The 17,066-nt window shown below is 62.6% G+C and carries 13 protein-coding genes; 5 read left to right on the top strand and 8 right to left on the bottom strand.

From position 1 onward, the window contains the following. Positions 1-140: 140 nt before the first annotated feature. Both CQW31_RS10465 and CQW31_RS10460 read right to left on the bottom strand, forming a co-directional pair. A complete protein-coding gene (locus CQW31_RS10465; protein WP_099814432.1) occupies positions 141-1,502 on the bottom strand; it encodes an aspartate aminotransferase family protein in 1,362 nt (453 codons plus the stop codon). 46 nt (positions 1,503-1,548) lie between these two features. Beyond that, on the bottom strand, positions 1,549-2,907 hold the full coding sequence (locus CQW31_RS10460) for a glutamine synthetase family protein (RefSeq protein WP_099814431.1): 1,359 nt from the start codon (positions 2,905-2,907) through the stop codon (positions 1,549-1,551). 574 nt (positions 2,908-3,481) lie between these two features. Between CQW31_RS10460 and CQW31_RS10450 the strand changes: the two genes are divergently transcribed. Beyond that, entirely contained in the window at positions 3,482-4,858 is a 1,377-nt protein-coding gene (locus CQW31_RS10450; RefSeq protein WP_014592784.1) for a glutamine synthetase family protein, read from the top strand. 150 nt (positions 4,859-5,008) lie between these two features. Here CQW31_RS10450 and argA read toward each other — a convergent pair whose 3' ends face one another. Then, positions 5,009-6,307, bottom strand: coding sequence for an amino-acid N-acetyltransferase (gene argA, locus CQW31_RS10445; protein ID WP_099814430.1), 1,299 nt, complete (start codon positions 6,305-6,307; stop codon positions 5,009-5,011). Between the two features lie 125 nt (positions 6,308-6,432). Then, positions 6,433-7,575, bottom strand: a complete 1,143-nt coding sequence (argE, locus tag CQW31_RS10440) for an acetylornithine deacetylase (RefSeq protein ID WP_099814429.1) — start codon at positions 7,573-7,575, stop codon at positions 6,433-6,435. A 115-nt stretch (positions 7,576-7,690) separates the two neighbouring features. Here argE and CQW31_RS10435 point away from each other — a divergent pair, with 115 nt between their 5' ends. Beyond that, positions 7,691-9,058, top strand: coding sequence for a CYTH domain-containing protein (locus tag CQW31_RS10435; RefSeq protein WP_099814428.1), 1,368 nt, complete (start codon positions 7,691-7,693; stop codon positions 9,056-9,058). Positions 9,059-9,158: 100 nt separating this feature from the next. On the opposite strand, the gene CQW31_RS10430 is transcribed toward CQW31_RS10435, so the two are convergent. Next, positions 9,159-9,629 (bottom strand): Lrp/AsnC family transcriptional regulator, encoded by a 471-nt coding sequence (locus CQW31_RS10430; RefSeq protein ID WP_099814427.1) that lies wholly within the window; start codon positions 9,627-9,629, stop codon positions 9,159-9,161. A gap of 127 nt (positions 9,630-9,756) precedes the next feature. Here CQW31_RS10430 and CQW31_RS10425 point away from each other — a divergent pair, with 127 nt between their 5' ends. From CQW31_RS10425 to CQW31_RS10415, 3 genes are all read left to right on the top strand, one after another. Further along, on the top strand, positions 9,757-10,074 hold the full coding sequence (locus CQW31_RS10425) for a hypothetical protein (RefSeq protein ID WP_099814426.1): 318 nt from the start codon (positions 9,757-9,759) through the stop codon (positions 10,072-10,074). Between the two features lie 98 nt (positions 10,075-10,172). Next, complete coding sequence (locus tag CQW31_RS10420; protein WP_099814425.1) at positions 10,173-11,849, top strand: GspE/PulE family protein; 1,677 nt, start codon at positions 10,173-10,175, stop codon at positions 11,847-11,849. A gap of 89 nt (positions 11,850-11,938) precedes the next feature. After that, positions 11,939-12,253, top strand: coding sequence for a DUF2388 domain-containing protein (locus tag CQW31_RS10415; protein ID WP_054883887.1), 315 nt, complete (start codon positions 11,939-11,941; stop codon positions 12,251-12,253). A 116-nt stretch (positions 12,254-12,369) separates the two neighbouring features. Here CQW31_RS10415 and gcvP read toward each other — a convergent pair whose 3' ends face one another. The 3 genes from gcvP to gcvT form a co-directional block, all read right to left on the bottom strand. Continuing rightward, positions 12,370-15,243 (bottom strand): aminomethyl-transferring glycine dehydrogenase, encoded by a 2,874-nt coding sequence (gene gcvP / locus CQW31_RS10405; protein ID WP_054883888.1) that lies wholly within the window; start codon positions 15,241-15,243, stop codon positions 12,370-12,372. Between the two features lie 195 nt (positions 15,244-15,438). Continuing rightward, positions 15,439-15,822, bottom strand: a complete 384-nt coding sequence (gene gcvH / locus CQW31_RS10400) for a glycine cleavage system protein GcvH (protein ID WP_054883889.1) — start codon at positions 15,820-15,822, stop codon at positions 15,439-15,441. Between the two features lie 48 nt (positions 15,823-15,870). After that, entirely contained in the window at positions 15,871-16,953 is a 1,083-nt protein-coding gene (gcvT, locus tag CQW31_RS10395) for a glycine cleavage system aminomethyltransferase GcvT (RefSeq protein WP_099814424.1), read from the bottom strand. Positions 16,954-17,066: the final 113 nt, after the last annotated feature.

Genomic DNA, 17,066 nt, shown 5'->3' with positions numbered 1-17,066 from the left:
ATCTGTTCAGCAGCCAGAACCCACGGTGCAGAGCGCGCGGCAACTGAAACAGCCGCTAGTCTGGCAAGTTACAAGGCTCTGTTTCAAGGAAAGCAGGGCCTTGTAACGACTTAATGTCACATCGCTAGCCTAGCAGGTGATCAATTGATCGCTTCGAGGGTCAGGTCGAGGCATTTGCGCGCCTTTTCCACCAACTCGTCGATCTCTGCATGGCTGATCACCAGCGGCGGCGCGATGATCATCGTGTCACCGACCGCACGCATGATCAGGCCGTTCTCGAAGCAGAAGTTGCGGCAGACCATACCAACACCCTTGCCCTCGTAACGGCTGCGGGTAGCCTTGTCCCTGACCAGCTCGATCGCGCCGAGCATGCCCAGGCCGCGCACCTCGCCCACCAGCGGGTGGTCCTGCAGTTCACGCAAACGCTTTTGCAAATACGGTGCCGCTTCCGTACGCGCCTTCTCGACAATTTTCTCGTCGCGCAGGATGCGCAGGTTTTCCAGGCCCACCGCAGCCGCCACCGGGTGGCCGGAATAGGTGAAGCCGTGATTGAAGTCACCACCTTCGCTGATCACCTTGGCCACCTTGTCGCGCACGATCACGCCGCCCATGGGGATGTAACCAGAGGTCAGGCCCTTGGCAATGGTCATCAGGTCAGGCTTGAGGTCGTAGTAGTCGGAACCGAACCACTCGCCGGTGCGGCCAAAGCCACAGATCACCTCGTCGGCGACGAACAGGATGTCGTACTTGGCCAGGATCTCCTTGACCTTCGGCCAGTAGGTTTCCGGCGGAATGATCACCCCACCGGCGCCCTGGATCGGCTCGGCGATAAAGGCGGCGACGTTGTCTTCGCCCACCTCCAGAATCTTTTTCTCAAGCTGCTCGGCCGCCCACACGCCGAAATCGTCGGGGCTCATGTCGCCGCCCTCACCGAACCAGTACGGCTGCGGAATGTGCACGATGCCCGGGATCGGCAGGCCGCCCTGCTCGTGCATGCCGCTCATGCCACCCAGGCACGCACCCGCGAAGGTGGAACCGTGGTAACCGTTGATGCGGCCAATGATGGTCTGCTTATGCGGCTTACCCTTCAGCGCCCAGTAATGGCGAACCATGCGCAGCACGGTGTCGTTGCCTTCGGAGCCGGAGCCGGTGAAGAACACATGGGTCATGCCTTCAGGCGCCACGTCGGTGATCGCCTTGGCCAGCTCCAGCGCTGGCGGGTGAGCGGTCTGGAAGAACAGGTTGTAGTACGGCAGCTCGCGCATCTGTCGTTCCGCCGCCTGCACCAGCTCTTCACGGCCATAGCCGACCGCCACACACCACAGGCCGGCCATGCCATCGAGGATCTTGTGCCCCTCGCTGTCCCACAAATGCACACCCTGCGCCTTGGTGATGATGCGCGGCCCCTTCGCCTTCAGCTGTTTGTAGTCAGAGAAGGGTGCAAGGTGGTGCTCGCCGCTCAGGGTCTGCCATTCACGGGTTTGCGGGTTGTTGACGCTCATGTGCCTCTCCATTTTCCGGCGGCCGCACCCGCGGCCTCAGGGTTGATCAGACAGCGAACAGCAGGAACTCACGCTCCCAGGAGCTGATGACGCGCTTGAAGTTCTCATGCTCGGCGCGTTTGGTGGCGACGTAGCCGGTGATGAACTTCTTGCCCAGGTACTGCACCAGCGCACGGCTGTTTTCCATGCGCTCGAGGGCGTCCTCGATGGTCAGCGGCAGGCGCAGGTTGCGGCGCTCGTAGCCACGGCCCTGGACTGGCGCGCTGGCCTCGATGCCCTCGACCATGCCGATATAGCCGCACAGCAGGCTGGCGGCGATGGCCAGGTAAGGGTTGGCATCGGCGCCTGGCAGGCGGTTTTCGACGCGACGGTTCTGCGGGCCGGCATCCGGTACGCGCAGGCCGACGGTGCGGTTTTCCTCACCCCACTCGACGTTCACTGGCGCCGAGGTGTCAGGCAGGAAGCGGCGGAACGAGTTGACGTTGGGGGCAAACAGCGGCAGCGCCTCGGGGATGAACTTCTGCAGGCCACCGATGTGGTGCAGGAACAGTTCGCTCATGCTGCCGTCTTCATTGCTGAAGATGTTCTTGCCAGTGGTCACGTCGACCACGCTCTGGTGCAAGTGCATGGCGCTGCCCGGCTCGCCGGTCATCGGCTTGGCCATGAAGGTGGCGGCCACGTTGTGCTTGAGCGCGGCCTCGCGCATGGTGCGCTTGAACACCAGGATCTGGTCGGCCAGGTGCAGGGCATCGCCGTGACGGAAGTTGATTTCCATCTGTGCCGTGCCGTCCTCGTGGATCAGCGTGTCGAGGTCCAGGCGCTGCAGTTCGCACCAGTCGTAGACGTCTTCGAAAAGCGGGTCGAATTCGTTGGCGGCTTCGATCGAGAACGACTGGCGACCGGTTTCCGGGCGGCCCGAGCGGCCAACCGGCGGCTGCAGCGGGAAGTCCGGGTCTTCGCTGCGCTTGGTCAGGTAGAACTCCATCTCCGGCGCGACGATAGGCTGCCAGCCCTTGTCAGCGTAGAGCTTCAGAACTTTCTTCAGGACGTTGCGCGGTGAGAGTTCGACCGGGTTGCCTTTCTTGTCGTAGGTATCGTGGATCACCTGGGCGGTCGGCTCGATGGCCCACGGCACGAGAAACACGGCGTCCTGGTCAGGGCGGCAGATCATGTCGATGTCGGCCGGGTCGAGCAGGTCGTAATAGATGTCATCGTCGACATAATCGCCGGTCACGGTCTGCAGCAGCACGCTTTCGGGCAGGCGCATGCCTTTTTCAGCGATGAATTTGTTGGTCGGCGAGATCTTGCCGCGGGTGATGCCGGTCAGGTCGCTGATCAGGCATTCGACTTCGGTGATCTTGTGCTCTTTCAACCATTCGGTGAGCTGGTCGAGGTTGTTACTCATAAATACCTCAGGAGGTAAGGTGGTCCGCGCCCTGATTCTGGATGGAGTAGATGGCTAAAGCAAAAACCCACGCGCAGGCGCACTGTGGATACACTGAAAACAAGCGTGTCCGTAGTGGTGTCAAAGGGCAGGGATACGAGAAGAGCAACGAAAAAGCGTTACGAGGTTTGGTCCGGGTACGCAAAGCGTCAATTATTGCGGCCATGCGGGCCACAGCTCGACTGATGCGTGCGGGAACGGCAGGGATACCCGACTGCACTGCGCAGGCAGCGCATTCAGGTCGCGACAAGCGGACCATGTGACCCTCGTATTATTGTGTTCTGGGTTGAGTCCGAGCTTAGCCTTGTTAATTTTTTTACACAACACCTCCGTAAAAAATAAAACACGGCCGGTCGGAGATAGCCCTTTGCGTGGGAAATAGCGGATAATGGCATGCCCCGATATGCAGCAAATCTGCCGTCGATGTGCCATTTCGAGGCATCATGGGGTTGGCTTGACATCAGTTTGTCTTTTCGATTGACTGGTCCAGCAAGCCCCCCTTGATTGATATTTTTAACAACAAAGGTGTTGCATCATGTCGGTACCCCCGCGTGCCGTTCAGCTTAACGAAGCGAACGCGTTCCTTAAGGAACATCCTGAGGTTCTCTACGTTGACCTTCTGATTGCAGATATGAATGGTGTGGTGCGTGGCAAGCGCATTGAGCGCACCAGCCTCCACAAGGTTTACGAGAAAGGCATCAACCTGCCGGCCTCCCTCTTCGCCCTGGACATCAACGGTTCCACCGTCGAAAGCACCGGGCTGGGCCTGGACATCGGCGATGCTGACCGCATCTGCTATCCAATCCCCGACACGCTCTGTAATGAGCCATGGCAAAAGCGCCCGACCGCGCAGCTGCTGATGACCATGCACGAACTGGAGGGCGAGCCGTTCTTCGCCGACCCGCGCGAAGTGCTGCGTCAGGTGGTGAGCAAGTTCACCGATATGGGCCTGACCATCTGCGCCGCGTTCGAGCTGGAGTTCTACCTGATCGACCAGGAGAACGTGAACGGCCGCCCGCAGCCGCCACGCTCGCCAATTTCGGGCAAGCGCCCACAGTCGACCCAGGTGTACCTGATCGACGACCTCGACGAATATGCCGACTGCCTGCAGGACATCCTGGAAGGCGCGAAAGAGCAAGGCATTCCGGCTGACGCCATCGTCAAGGAAAGCGCCCCGGCGCAGTTCGAAGTCAACCTGCACCACGTTGCCGACCCGCTCAAGGCCTGTGACTACGCGGTACTGCTCAAGCGGTTGATCAAGAACATTGCCTACGACCATGAAATGGACACCACTTTCATGGCCAAGCCCTACCCGGGCCAGGCTGGCAACGGCCTGCATGTGCACATTTCCGTGCTGGACAAAGATGGCAACAACATCTTCACCAGCGAGGATCCCGAGCAGAACGCCGCGCTACGTCACGCTGTCGGCGGTGTGCTCGAGACCCTGCCCGCATCCATGGCTTTCCTCTGCCCGAACGTCAACTCGTACCGCCGCTTTGGTGCGCAGTTCTACGTGCCGAACGCACCGAGCTGGGGCCTGGACAACCGCACCGTGGCCCTGCGCGTGCCGACCGGCTCTGCCGATGCCGTCCGTATCGAGCACCGCGTGGCCGGCGCCGACGCCAACCCGTACCTGATGATGGCTGCGGTGCTGGCGGGCGTGCACCATGGGTTGACCAACAAGATCGAGCCAGGCGCGCCCATCGAAGGCAATTCCTACGAACAGCTGGAGCAAAGCCTGCCGAACAACCTGCGCGATGCCCTGCGCGAGCTGGACGACAGCGAGATCCTGAACAAGTACATCGATCCGAAGTACATCGACATCTTCGTCGCGTGCAAGGAGAGCGAGCTGGAGGAGTTCGAGCACTCGATCTCCGACCTCGAGTACAACTGGTATCTGCATACCGTGTAAACAAAAACGCCGCCCCCATTGTGGGAGCGGCCTTGCGTCGCGATTGGGGTGCGAAGCGCCCCCAAGATTTGTGCATCAAGCTGAAATCGCCGGGGCCGCTTTGCGGCCCTTTTGCGACAAGGCCGCTCCCACAGAGGCTGCGGCACAGGCTTATAGGGATTTCTCGAAAATCTTCGAATTGCGCTGGTAGTTGTACAGCGAAGCCCGCGCCGCCGGCAGGCGCTCCACGCCGCTAGGCGCAAACCCGCGTTCACGGAACCAGTGTGCCGTGCGCGTGGTAAGCACGAACAGGGTATTCAACCCCATCTGCCGCGCCCGCCCCTCGATGCGCTCAAGCAGCTCATCCCCGCGCCCGCCATGGCGGTACTCCGGGTTCACCGCCAGGCACGCCAGTTCACCCGCCTGCGACTCGGCAATCGGATACAGCGCCGCACAGGCGATGATCATGCCCTCACGCTCGACCACGCTGAATTGTTCGATCTCACGCTCCAGCACCTCACGCGAACGACGCACCAGAATGCCCTGCTCTTCCAGCGGGCTGATCAACTCCAGCAAGCCACCGACATCGTCGATGGTCGCCTCGCGCACCACTTCGAACTGCTCCTGCGACACCAGCGTACCGCTACCCTCACGGGTGAACAGCTCGGTCAGCAGCGCACCATCCTCGGCATAACTGACAATGTGGCTACGCGCCACGCCACCTTTGCACGCCTCGGCGGCTGCATCCAGCAGTTCGCCCTGGTAATCGCTGCCCAGGCGCGCCAGGTGAGGAGCGATCTGCTGCGGGCGCAGCTCACGCACCAAATTGCCGTTTTCGTCCAGCAGCCCGGGCTCGGCGCCGAACAGCAGCAGCTTGTCGGCGCCCAGTTCGATGGCTGCGCGAGTGGCAACGTCTTCACAGGCCAGGTTGAAGATTTCTCCGGTCGGCGAATAGCCCAGTGGCGACAGCAGCACGATGGAGCGCTCGTCGAGCAGGCGGCTGATGCCCTTGCGGTCGACCCGGCGCACTTCGCCGGTGTGGTGGTAGTCCACCCCCTCGAGCACACCGATCGGCCGCGCCGTGACCAGATTGCCGGAGGCCACGCGCAGGCGTGAACCCTGCATCGGTGAGGCAGCGATGTCCATCGACAGGCGCGCCTCGATGGCCAGGCGCAGGGCGCCGACAGCGTCGATCACGCAGTCCAGGGTGGCGGCATCGGTAATGCGCATGCCCCGGTGGTAATGTGGGGTCAGGCCCCGATCCGCGAGGCGGCTTTCGATCTGCGGGCGCGAACCATGCACCAGCACCAGGCGCACACCCAGGCTGTGCAGCAGCACCAGGTCGTGGACGATATTGCCGAAATTCGGGTGTTCAACCCCATCGCCGGGAAGCATGACCACGAACGTGCAATCGCGATGGGCATTGATGTAGGGGGAGGCATGACGCAGCCAGTTGACGTATTCGGGCATGACAGGGCCTGTGGATAAAGTGGACGGAGAACGGTGAATGACACGGCGTTCAGGATCATCGTCGGAACAGGCTTGCGGTCACGCGCGGTCTCCTCTAGGCAAGAACGAATCAACAGGGTGGACGTTTAGCTCAGGCAATAATGCCGGATCAGGTCACGCAATAGACGCACGGTAGGCTCGATTCGTGACATTTCAAGGTATTCGCCAGGCTGGTGGGCGCAGGCAATGTCGCCAGGGCCCAGTACGATGGTCTGGCAACCAAGCTGCTGAAGATAAGGCGCTTCGGTACCGAATGCTACCGCTTCGGCGCGGTGGCCGGTGAGGCGCTCGGCCACTTGCACCAGTTCGGCATCGGCGGCCTGCTCGAACGGTGGCACCTCAGGGAACAGCGGAGCGTAGTCGATACGCACCTCATGACGCTCGGCCACCGGCTGCAACTTGCCACGGATGGCGGCGCGCAGCTGTTCGACATCCATGCCTGGCAGGGGGCGCAGGTCGAACTCCAGGGCGCACTGGCCGCAAATGCGGTTGGGGTTGTCACCGCCATGGATGCAGCCGAAGTTCATGGTTGGCGTGGGTACGGTGAACTGCGGGTTGCTGAAGGTCGCCTGCCACTGCCGGCGCAGCCCCATCAACTCACCCATCACCTCATGCATGGCCTCCATCGCGCTATGGCCCAGGCTCGGGTCGGACGAATGGCCGCTGCGCCCGAGGATGTCAATGCGGTCCATGAGGATGCCCTTGTGCATGCGGATCGGCCGCAAGCCCGTGGGCTCGCCGATCACCGCCGCGCGGCCGAGTGGCTGGCCAGCGGTAGCCAGAGCGCGAGCGCCAGACATGGAGCTTTCTTCATCACAGGTGGCGAGGATCAGCAGCGGCTGCTTGAAGTCGTGCTCCAGCAGCGGGATCACCGCCTCGATGACCAAGGCGAAAAAGCCTTTCATGTCGCAGCTGCCCAGGCCCACCCAGCGGCCATCAACCTCAGTGAGCTTGAGCGGGTCGCTGGACCACAGCTGTTCATCGTAGGGCACCGTGTCACTGTGACCGGCCAGCACCAGGCCACCGGGGCCGATACCGCGGCTAGCCAACAGGTTGAACTTGCCAGGGCTGACCTGCTGGAGGTCACAACGGAAGCCCAGATCACCCAGCCAACCGGCCAGCAGGTCGATGACCTGGCGGTTGGACTGGTCCAGGGCGGCTTGGGTGCAACTGACCGAGGGCGCGGCGATCAAGGCGGCAAACTGGTCTTTCAGCGTCGGCAACGGCATGCGCATACTCCTCGGAAGCGTTGCCCATCATAGGACTATCCGCCGTCTGGAATAAACCGTTGGCGGCCGACTCCTGTAGACTGCCCTGCAACGACGCCCCTCCTTCGAGCCTGTGATGCACAAAGAAACCGAACTCAAGCTCCGCGCCAGCCGCGATACCCTGGCCGCACTGCGTGAACACCCTCTGCTGAAAAAGCGCAACAAGTCCGGCTGGCAGACTCGCGAGCTGCTCAACCAGTACTTCGACACCCCCGAGCGCGACCTCTCCGCCGCCCGTGTCGCCCTGCGTCTGCGCCGTGACGGCGAAGAAGTCATCCAGACCCTGAAATGCCGCGGCCAGAGCGTCGCGGGGTTGTCCGAACGCAACGAATACGAATGGCACCTGGACAAGGTCAAGCTCGACCTGAAAAAACTCGACGCCACCTGCTGGCCCGAGCAACTGGCCGAGCTGGACAAGAAAACCATAAAGCCGCTGTTCACAACCGATTTCACCCGCGAATACGCCGAGATCAGCTGGGGCCGCGGCAAGAGCAAGGTCGTGATCGAGGCCGCGCTGGACCAGGGCTTCGTGATTGCCGGCAAGCGCAAGGAAGAGATCAGCGAGGTGGAACTGGAACTGCGCGAAGGCGCCCCTGAAGCGCTGCTGGAGCTGGCCGCAGAGCTGGCCGCGAGCCTGCCACTGATGCCGTGCGATATCAGCAAGGCCGAGCGCGGCTACCGCCTGCTGGAGCCGGACAGCTACGAGCTGGGCCTGCCTTCCACCGAACTAAACGCCGAAATGGCTGTGGACGACGCGTTCACCGCGCTCGCCTGGCAGCTGCTGGGCAGCAGCCAGCGGCTGGCCGAGCAGTACCGCCACAATGGCCATTGGCGCCTGCTGCAAGACTGGGTTCAGTGCCTGGCCGAACTGCGCGCACTGGTTGCCAGCCTGGGCCAGGCCGCGCCACGCGCCACCACCCGCGAACTGCGCGCCAGCCTCGATGCGCTGCTGGAAGACTGGCGTCCGCTGGTGCAGGCCGGCAATGACGACGAAGACATCCGCCGTGCGGCGCCAGAGCAGTTCATCGAAGAACTCGAAGATGTACGCTGGGGCCAGTTCTCCCTGGAAACTTCGCGTTGGCTGCTGGCCCGTGCCTGGACCGTGGAGCGCAAGGGCCGTGGCGAGCGCCAGGGCAAGGCGCAGCTGGCCAGCTGGCTGGCGCACTTGCTGGGCGAAGAAGGCCGCTCGCTGAAGCTGCCGCTGTACACCCAGCGCCCGGAAGACCTCGCCGAACAGCTGCCGCGTATCGAACAGCTGCTGGCCTGGCTGCACCATGCCCGCCAAGTGCTCGAAGCGCCGCAAATGGACCGCCTGTATGGCGACATGAAAAAACTGCATGAACTGGCGGAACTGCCGATCAGCGACGAAGTGCTGGAAGCACGGATCGAGCAGGCTCGGGCCGTGGATCAGAGCCGGGGCTGGAAGCACTTGCTCAAGGCCTGATACCGCATCTGCTTCTTCGCGGGCTTGCCCGCTCCCACGGGTACTGCGCCGCCCTCGCGGCAGTAGATATCCTGTGGGAGCGGGCGAGCCCGCGAAGGCCTCACCGCGATAGTGGCAAGCTGGTAGTGGACTTGATCTCCGACAGCGCCACGATCGAGTTCACTTCCTGAATACCCGGCACGTTCGATAGCCTTTCGAAGAAGAAGCGTTCATAAGCCTCGATATCCGAAGTAACGATACGCAGCAAAAAGTCCACGGCCCCCATCAGCACATAGCACTCCAGCACTTCCGGAAAGCCGCGGATCGCCTCGGTGAACTCGGCGAAGTTGGAACGGCCGTGGGCGTTCAGTTTCACCTCGGCGAAGATCTGCGTATTAAGGCCGACCTTCTTGCGATCCAGCAGGGTCACCTGCCCTCGGATCACACCCTCCTCTTTCAAGCGTTGAATCCTGCGCCAGCAGGGGGACTGTGACAGCCCTACCCGATCGGCGATCTGCGCACTGGACAGCGATGCGTCCTCTTGCAGGAGTTCGAGAATGCGTCGGTCATAGGCATCCAGTTCGTCTTGCATGAATAATTCTCCAAACCACACTTATTCGAATTGAATGATCGGCAGCACCCGCACTTTGATGGAATCATAGCGAAAACATACCGGCCCGGACGTGCAAAAATTTCTCCCATATTTTGCGGAGACCAGCATGAACGCACTCGAACGCCCACTGCCCCGCAGCGATGCCTGGGCCGCCAGCGCCAGCCACAGCAACGTAAGCTATCGCCTGCAGGCCGAAGCCGAGCCGGATACCCTGTGCCGGGTGCTCAACTTGTTTGCCTTGCAGTTCCTCACGCCGCACAGGGTGCATGTCCGCCAGCAGGATGACTGGCTCGATATCGAAGTCGGTATCGGCGGGCTGAGCTGGCATCGGGCGGAGGTGATTGCACAAAAACTGCGCAACCTGGTGTGCGTCGCGGACGTGAGCCTGGAAAACCTGGCGCGCCTGGAGCTGGCGGTGGTCTGACCTGCGCTGGCGCAAAATCCTGACAACCTTTGCCGCGCCTCGCCCAGCCTGGCGCGGCTAGCCTTGCATCAGGATCCCCCGAAGGCACGGACGCCGTTATGTTCCTCCCCAACGAACAACCCCTCGACCTCAAAAGCCTGCTGGATGCCTTGCAAGCCGACCAGCACCTGAACGCCAACGATTGCTGCCATGTCCGCGAACAGGCGTCTCGCTACAGTGCTCACCACCCGCTTGAAACCATCGCGGCCGCGGGCCTGGAAGACCGCAGTCAGCCCGGTCAATGGCTGAATCTGGACACCCTCTGCCAGTGGTTGGCGGGAAAGGTCGGCCAGCCTTACCTGCGTATCGACCCCATGCAACTCGACCTGGCCCAGGTCAATGGCCTGATCTCACCCGCCTTCGCGCAACGCCACGGCATCCTGATCGTGGCCAACGACGCCAACGCCATCACCGTGGCCAGCGCCGAGCCCTGTCAACAGCTGTGGCAGGCCGACCTGGCTCGCAGCCTGGGCAAGCCAATCCGCCGCGTACTGGCCAGCCCGCTGCAAATCCGCCAACTGGGCCAGTCGCTGTTTCGCCTGGCCCACTCGGTACAAGGTGCGCAGCACCAGCAAGCCGCCAGCCTGGGCGAGCTGGAACACTTGCTTGAACTCGGCAAGCGTCAGGCGGAGGCCACGGCAGACGACGCGCACATCGTGCATATCGTCGACTGGCTGCTGCAGTACGCCATCGAGCAACGCGCCAGCGATATCCATCTGGAGCCGCGACGCGAACAAGGCCACCTGCGCTACCGCATCGACGGGCTGCTGCACAGGGTCTACACCTTTCCGGCCAACGTCATGCTCGCCGTGGTCAGCCGCCTGAAACACCTGGGCCGCATGGATGTTGCGGAAAAGCGCCGGCCGCAGGATGGCCGGGTAAAGAGCAGCCTGCCAGGCGGCAGCGAGGTGGAGCTGCGCCTTTCGACACTGCCTACACCCTTTGGTGAAAAGCTGGTGCTGCGCTTGTTCGACCCCCGGCAATTGCAGGAAAATTTCGACCAGTTGGGCCTGGAGGGCGAACAATTGGTCCAGTGGCAAACACTGCTGCAGCGCCGCCAGGGCATGCTGCTGGTCACCGGGCCTACCGGCTCCGGCAAAACCAGCACGCTCTACGCCAGCCTCAAGCAACTGGCTACGCCACAGGTCAATCTATGCACCATCGAAGACCCGATCGAACGACTGGAGCCGGCGTTCAACCAGTTGCAGGTGCAGCCTGCCCTGGGCCTGGGTTTTGCCGATGGCGTGCGCGCCCTGCTGCGCCAGGACCCGGACATCATCATGATCGGCGAAATTCGCGACCGCGAGACTGCACTGGTGGCAGTTCAGGCTGCGCTCACCGGTCATCTGGTGCTTTCGACCCTGCACACCACTGACACCTGTAGCGCCATTACCCGCCTGCTGGAGCTGGGCGTGGCCGACTACCTGATCCGCGCGACCCTGGGCGGGGTCATGGCCCAACGCCTGGTGCGCTTGTTGTGCGACACGTGCCAGGGCCTCCCATCGAGCGATCCTTGCCAGGTCTGTCGGGGTACCGGCTACCGTGGTCGCACAGGCTTGTTCGAATTGCTGATCCCGAGCGAGAGCCTGCGTGCACGAATAAGCGCCAGCACCGACCTGGCAGAACTGCAGCGCCAGGCTCTAGCCGACGGGTTACAGGATTTACGCAGCTGCGGGGAGGCAAAAGCGGCCCGTGGGCTGACCCGCCCCGAGGAGGTATTGCGGGTCTGCTCTTGAGCAAAAAACCCATGTATTCAAGGAACTTGCGCCCGTTTTACTGGATCAAAGCGGCCATCTCCAACCCTCACCCTTCGAGGTGTTTCATCATGCGTCTCAAAACCGCCATTGCAGCGGCTGCCCTGCTTTCGCTGCCTGTTGGCTCTGCCATGGCCGATACCTTCTGGCGTAACGTAATGACCTCCGGCGCGACCACCGCGTCGAGCTATATCACTTCGCACGATCACAAGCTGGTACTCGCGGCGCAGGATGACGCCGGTAGCTTCGTCGCCAGCGAGGGCGCAATTCGTGGGCCGTTCCTGGAACAGGCGCTGCAGCAGGTGCGCGCTGAAAACCCAGGCCTCGAAGCCTCTGATATGGATCTGGCCAACGCCATCCTGGCCAAGAACGCGGTAGCCAAATAACCGCGCCGCCTGCTTCGCGGGCAAGCCTGCTCCCACAGGTATTGCGCATCACTTGAGAGCGGTGCGGTTCCTGTGGGAGCGTCTTTACCCGCAAAGAGGCCTACGCCGATCCTACCTTACCGGTAAGCCTCCACCGGCACGCAAGCACAGAACAGATTCCTGTCCCCATACACATTGTCGACCCGATTCACCGCTGGCCAGTACTTGTGCAAGCGCACGTGGGCACTGGGCGCAATCGCCTGCTCCAGGCTGTAGGGCCGGTTCCAGGGTGCCAATACATCGGCCAGGGTGTGTGGCGCATGCTTGAGCGGATTGTCCTCTGCCGGCCAGTTACCCTCCTGCACCTCGGCGATCTCTGCCCGAATCGCCAACATCGCGTCGACAAACCGGTCCAGCTCGGCCTTCGACTCGCTTTCCGTGGGCTCAACCATCAAGGTTCCCGGCACCGGGAACGACATGGTCGGGGCATGGAAGCCATAGTCCATCAGGCGTTTGGCGACGTCCTCCTCGGTGATGCCGGTCTGCGCCTTGAGCGGCCGCAGGTCGAGGATGCACTCATGGGCCACGCGCTGATTGCGCCCGCGATACAGCACCGGGAACGCGCCACCGAGCTGGCTGGCCAGGTAGTTGGCCGAGAGGATCGCCACCTCGCTGGCATCGGCAAGCTGTGGGCCCATCATGGCGATATACATCCAACTGATCGGCAGGATGCTCGCACTGCCCCAGGGCGCGGCGCTGACTGCAGTGTTGTTCGGGTCCAGCCCCGGCACCGGGACGACCGGATGGCTGGCGACGAACGGCTTCAGATGAGCACGAATGCCAATCGGCCCCATGCCTGGGCCACCACCGCCATGAGGGATGCAGAACGTCTTGTGCAGGTTCATGTGCGAAACATCGGCGCCAATGTCCGCCGGCCGCGCCAGACCGACCTGAGCGTTGAGGTTGGCGCCATCCATGTACACCTGGCCACCATGCTGGTGAACCACTTCGCAGATCTCGCGGATGCCCTCTTCATACACACCATGGGTCGAGGGATAGGTGATCATCAGGCACGACAGCCTGGCCCCGGCGGCATGAGCCTTGGCCTTGAGGTCTTCCAGGTCGACGTTGCCAGCATCGTCACAATCGACGATCACCACCTCCATGCCAGCCATCTGCGCCGAGGCCGGATTGGTGCCGTGGGCTGACGACGGAATCAGGCAAAGCGTGCGTTGAGGCTCATGGCGGCTGCGGTGATAACGGGTGATGGCCATGAGCCCGGCGTATTCACCTTGGGCACCGGAGTTGGGTTGCATGCAGATGGCGTCGAAGCCGGTAATCGCGCACAACCAGCTTTCCAGCTCATCGATCATCGCCTTGTAGCCCATGGCCTGCGCGGCGGGGGCAAAGGGGTGCAGCTGGGCGAAGGCTGGCCAGGTGATGGGAATCATCTCGCTGGTGGCATTGAGCTTCATGGTGCAGGAGCCTAGCGGGATCATCGACTGGTTCAGCGCCAGGTCCTTGCTTTCCAACTGCTTGAGGTAGCGCAGCATCTCGGTTTCGCTGTGATGCAGGTTGAACACCGGGTGGCTGAGGAACGGCGTGCGTCGCACCAGCGCAGCGGGGATGCCTTCGGGCAGCGCCTGCTGGTCGAGCGCGGCGATGTCCAGGCCGTGATCGACGCCCAGGAAGATGTCGAGCAGCCGCTGCACTGTGGCTTCGTTGCAGGTTTCGTCCAGGCTCACACCCAGATGGCCGCGGCCCAGGATGCGCAGGTTGATGCGCGCAGCCTCGGCGCTTTCAATGATCGCTGCCTGGGCGCCACCGACATCGAGGGTCAGGGTGTCGAAAAAGTGCTGGTTGAGGCGCTTGATGCCTTTGGCCTCAAGGCCTGCGGCCAGCACAAAGGTCAACCGGTGCACCCGCTGGGCAATGCGCTGCAGGCCTTCCGGGCCGTGATACACCGCGTAGAAACTGGCGATGTTGGCCAGCAGCACCTGAGCGGTGCAGATGTTGGAGTTGGCCTTTTCGCGGCGGATATGCTGCTCACGCGTCTGCAGGGCCATGCGCAGTGCAGTGTTGCCACGGGCATCGCGGGATACGCCGATGATGCGCCCGGGCATCGCCCGCTTGTACTCGTCCCGGCAGGCGAAGTAGGCCGCGTGCGGGCCACCGTAGCCCATCGGTACGCCAAAGCGCTGGGTCGACCCCAGCACCACATCGGCACCGAGCTCGCCGGGCGGTGTCAGCACCACCAGGCTGAGCAGGTCGGCAGCTACGCAGGCCAAGGCCTGCTGGCTGTGTAACTGGTCGATCAACGGGCGCAGGTCGCGCACCTCGCCGTGGGTATCCGGGTATTGCAGCAAGGCACCGAATACCTGGTGCCTGGCCAGGTTATCCACAGCGTCGATGATCAATTGGAAACCAAACCCTTCGGCGCGGGTTTTCAGCACCGACAAGGTCTGTGGATGGCAATGCTCATCGGCAAAGAACGCGTTGCTCTTGTTGCGCGCCACTCGCTTGGCCAGGGCCATGGCTTCGGCAGCTGCCGTGGCCTCGTCGAGCAATGACGCGTTGGCCAGCGCCAGGCCCGTGAGGTCGATGACCATCTGCTGGAAGTTGAGCAGCGCCTCCAGGCGGCCTTGGGCGATTTCGGGCTGATAGGGCGTGTACGCTGTGTACCAGCCGGGGTTTTCCAGCACATTGCGCAGGATTACCGTAGGCGTGACGGTGCCGTGGTAGCCCATGCCGATGAGGCTGGTCCACACTTGGTTCTGCCCGGCGAAGCCGGCGAGCCTGGCCAACGCAGCCTGTTCATCGAGGGCCGGTGGCAGGTCAAGGGCGCGGTTGAAGCGGATGCCAGGCGGCACGGTCTGCTCGATCAGCTCACTGCGGCTGTTGAGGCCAAGGGTGCTGAGCATTGCTTGCTGCTCCGAGGCGTCGGGCCCCAGATGGCGGCGCAGGAAAGGGTTGAGCTCTTGCAGTTGATGCAGGGATGGCGACTGGGACATGTCGACGCTCTCTTCCTAGACCAGGTCTCGTGGAGACTTATAAGTCTAGGAAGGATTGCCGATTCTGCGGGGAATCTTGCTCTGGCTGTACCGCTCTCTTCGCGGGCATGCCCGCTCCCAAAGGTTAACGAGAAGCCCTGAGGCATACGCTATCCCTGTGGGAGCGGGCGCGCCCGCGAAGCAGGCGACGCGGTCTTACTCGCCGATAGCGGCTTTGTAGCCAGCGGCATCCAGCAGCTTGTCCAGATCAGCCGGGTTGCTTGGCTTGAGCTTGAAGATCCACGACGCGTAAGGTTCTTCGTTGAGCAGTTCCGGGCTGTCGGCCAGCTCCTCGTTGACCGCGATCACTTCGCCGGCAACCGGGGCATAGATATCGGAAGCGGCCTTGACCGATTCGACCACGCCAGCAGCGTCGCCAGCAGCGAACACCTTGCCGACTTCGGCCAGCTCGACGAACACCACGTCACCCAGCGCCTGCTGGGCGTGGTCGCTGATGCCGACGGTGACAGTGCCATCGGCTTCCAGGCGCGCCCACTCGTGGCTTTCGGCGAAACGCAGATCGGCGGGGATATTGCTCATGTCTTGAATTCCTCGTTTGGGTCAGCGGTTCGGCCCGCCGTTGAATGTTCAGATCAAAATCTTGCCGTGGCGCACGAAGGTCGGCTTGACCACCCGCACCGGGTACCATTTGCCGCGGATCTCGACCTCGGCGCGGTCACCGGTGGCCATGGGCACGCGCGCCAGGGCGATGGACTTGCTCAGCGTAGGAGAGAAACTACCACTGGTGATCTCTCCTTCGCCAATCCCGGCTACACGAACCACCTGGTGAGCCCGCAGAACACCGCGCTCTTCCAGCACCAGGCCAACCAGTTTTTCCTGCACGCCACGCTCGATTTCCGCCAGCAGGCTGGTACGGCCGACAAAGTTGCGCTCTGCCGGCTCCCAGGCAATGGACCAGCCGAGGTTCGAGGTCAACGGGGTGTGGCTTTCGTCGATGTCCTGGCCGTACAGGTTCATGCCGGCTTCCAGGCGCAGGGTATCGCGCGCGCCCAAGCCGCTCGGCGCAATGCCGGCGCCGACCAGGTCGTTGAAGAAGGCGACGGCCTGATCGCCCGGCAGGATGATCTCCAGGCCGTCTTCACCGGTGTAGCCGGTACGGGCGATGAACCAGTCGCCTTCGGCAACACCTTCGAACGGGCGCAGTTCACGGATCAACGCGGCACGGGCAGGGCTCAGCAGCGCGGCGACTTTCTCTCGGGCATTCGGCCCCTGGATGGCGAGGATGGCCAGGTCGGGGCGAACGTCGAACGATACGCTGAAACCGGCGCTCTGCCGATGCAACCACTCGATGACCTTGGCCCGGGTGGCCGCGTTGGTGACCAGGCGGTAACCGCTCTGGGTACGGTAAACGATCAGATCGTCGATGACCCGGCCGTCTTCGTTGAGCAATGGGCTGTACAGGGCCTTGCCAGTGCTGTCGAGACGGGCCACGTCGTTGGCCAGCAAACGCTGCAGCCAGGGAGTGGCATCTTCACCGGCGATGTCGATGACCGTCATGTGGGATACATCGAAGACACCGCAGTCGCTGCGCACCTGATGGTGCTCCTCGACCTGCGAGCCATAGTGCAGCGGCATGTCCCAGCCGCCGAAATCGACCGTCTTGGCGCCGAGCGCCAGGTGCAAGTCGTACAAAAGCGTGCGCTGTCCCATGGGTTTCTCCTTCCGGGCGTGGCGAAGCGGCGGCGGTCGATGACGTTTGATCGTCAGCTCTTCTTGTAGGACCCGCCGCGCGAATGCCGCGCATTGTAGCCGCAAGGGCGCAA

This window comes from Pseudomonas sp. 382 (assembly GCF_002759075.1).
GTDB lineage: Bacteria > Pseudomonadota > Gammaproteobacteria > Pseudomonadales > Pseudomonadaceae > Aquipseudomonas > Aquipseudomonas vlassakiae.
This window is presented reverse-complemented; position numbering and strand designations above follow the sequence as displayed.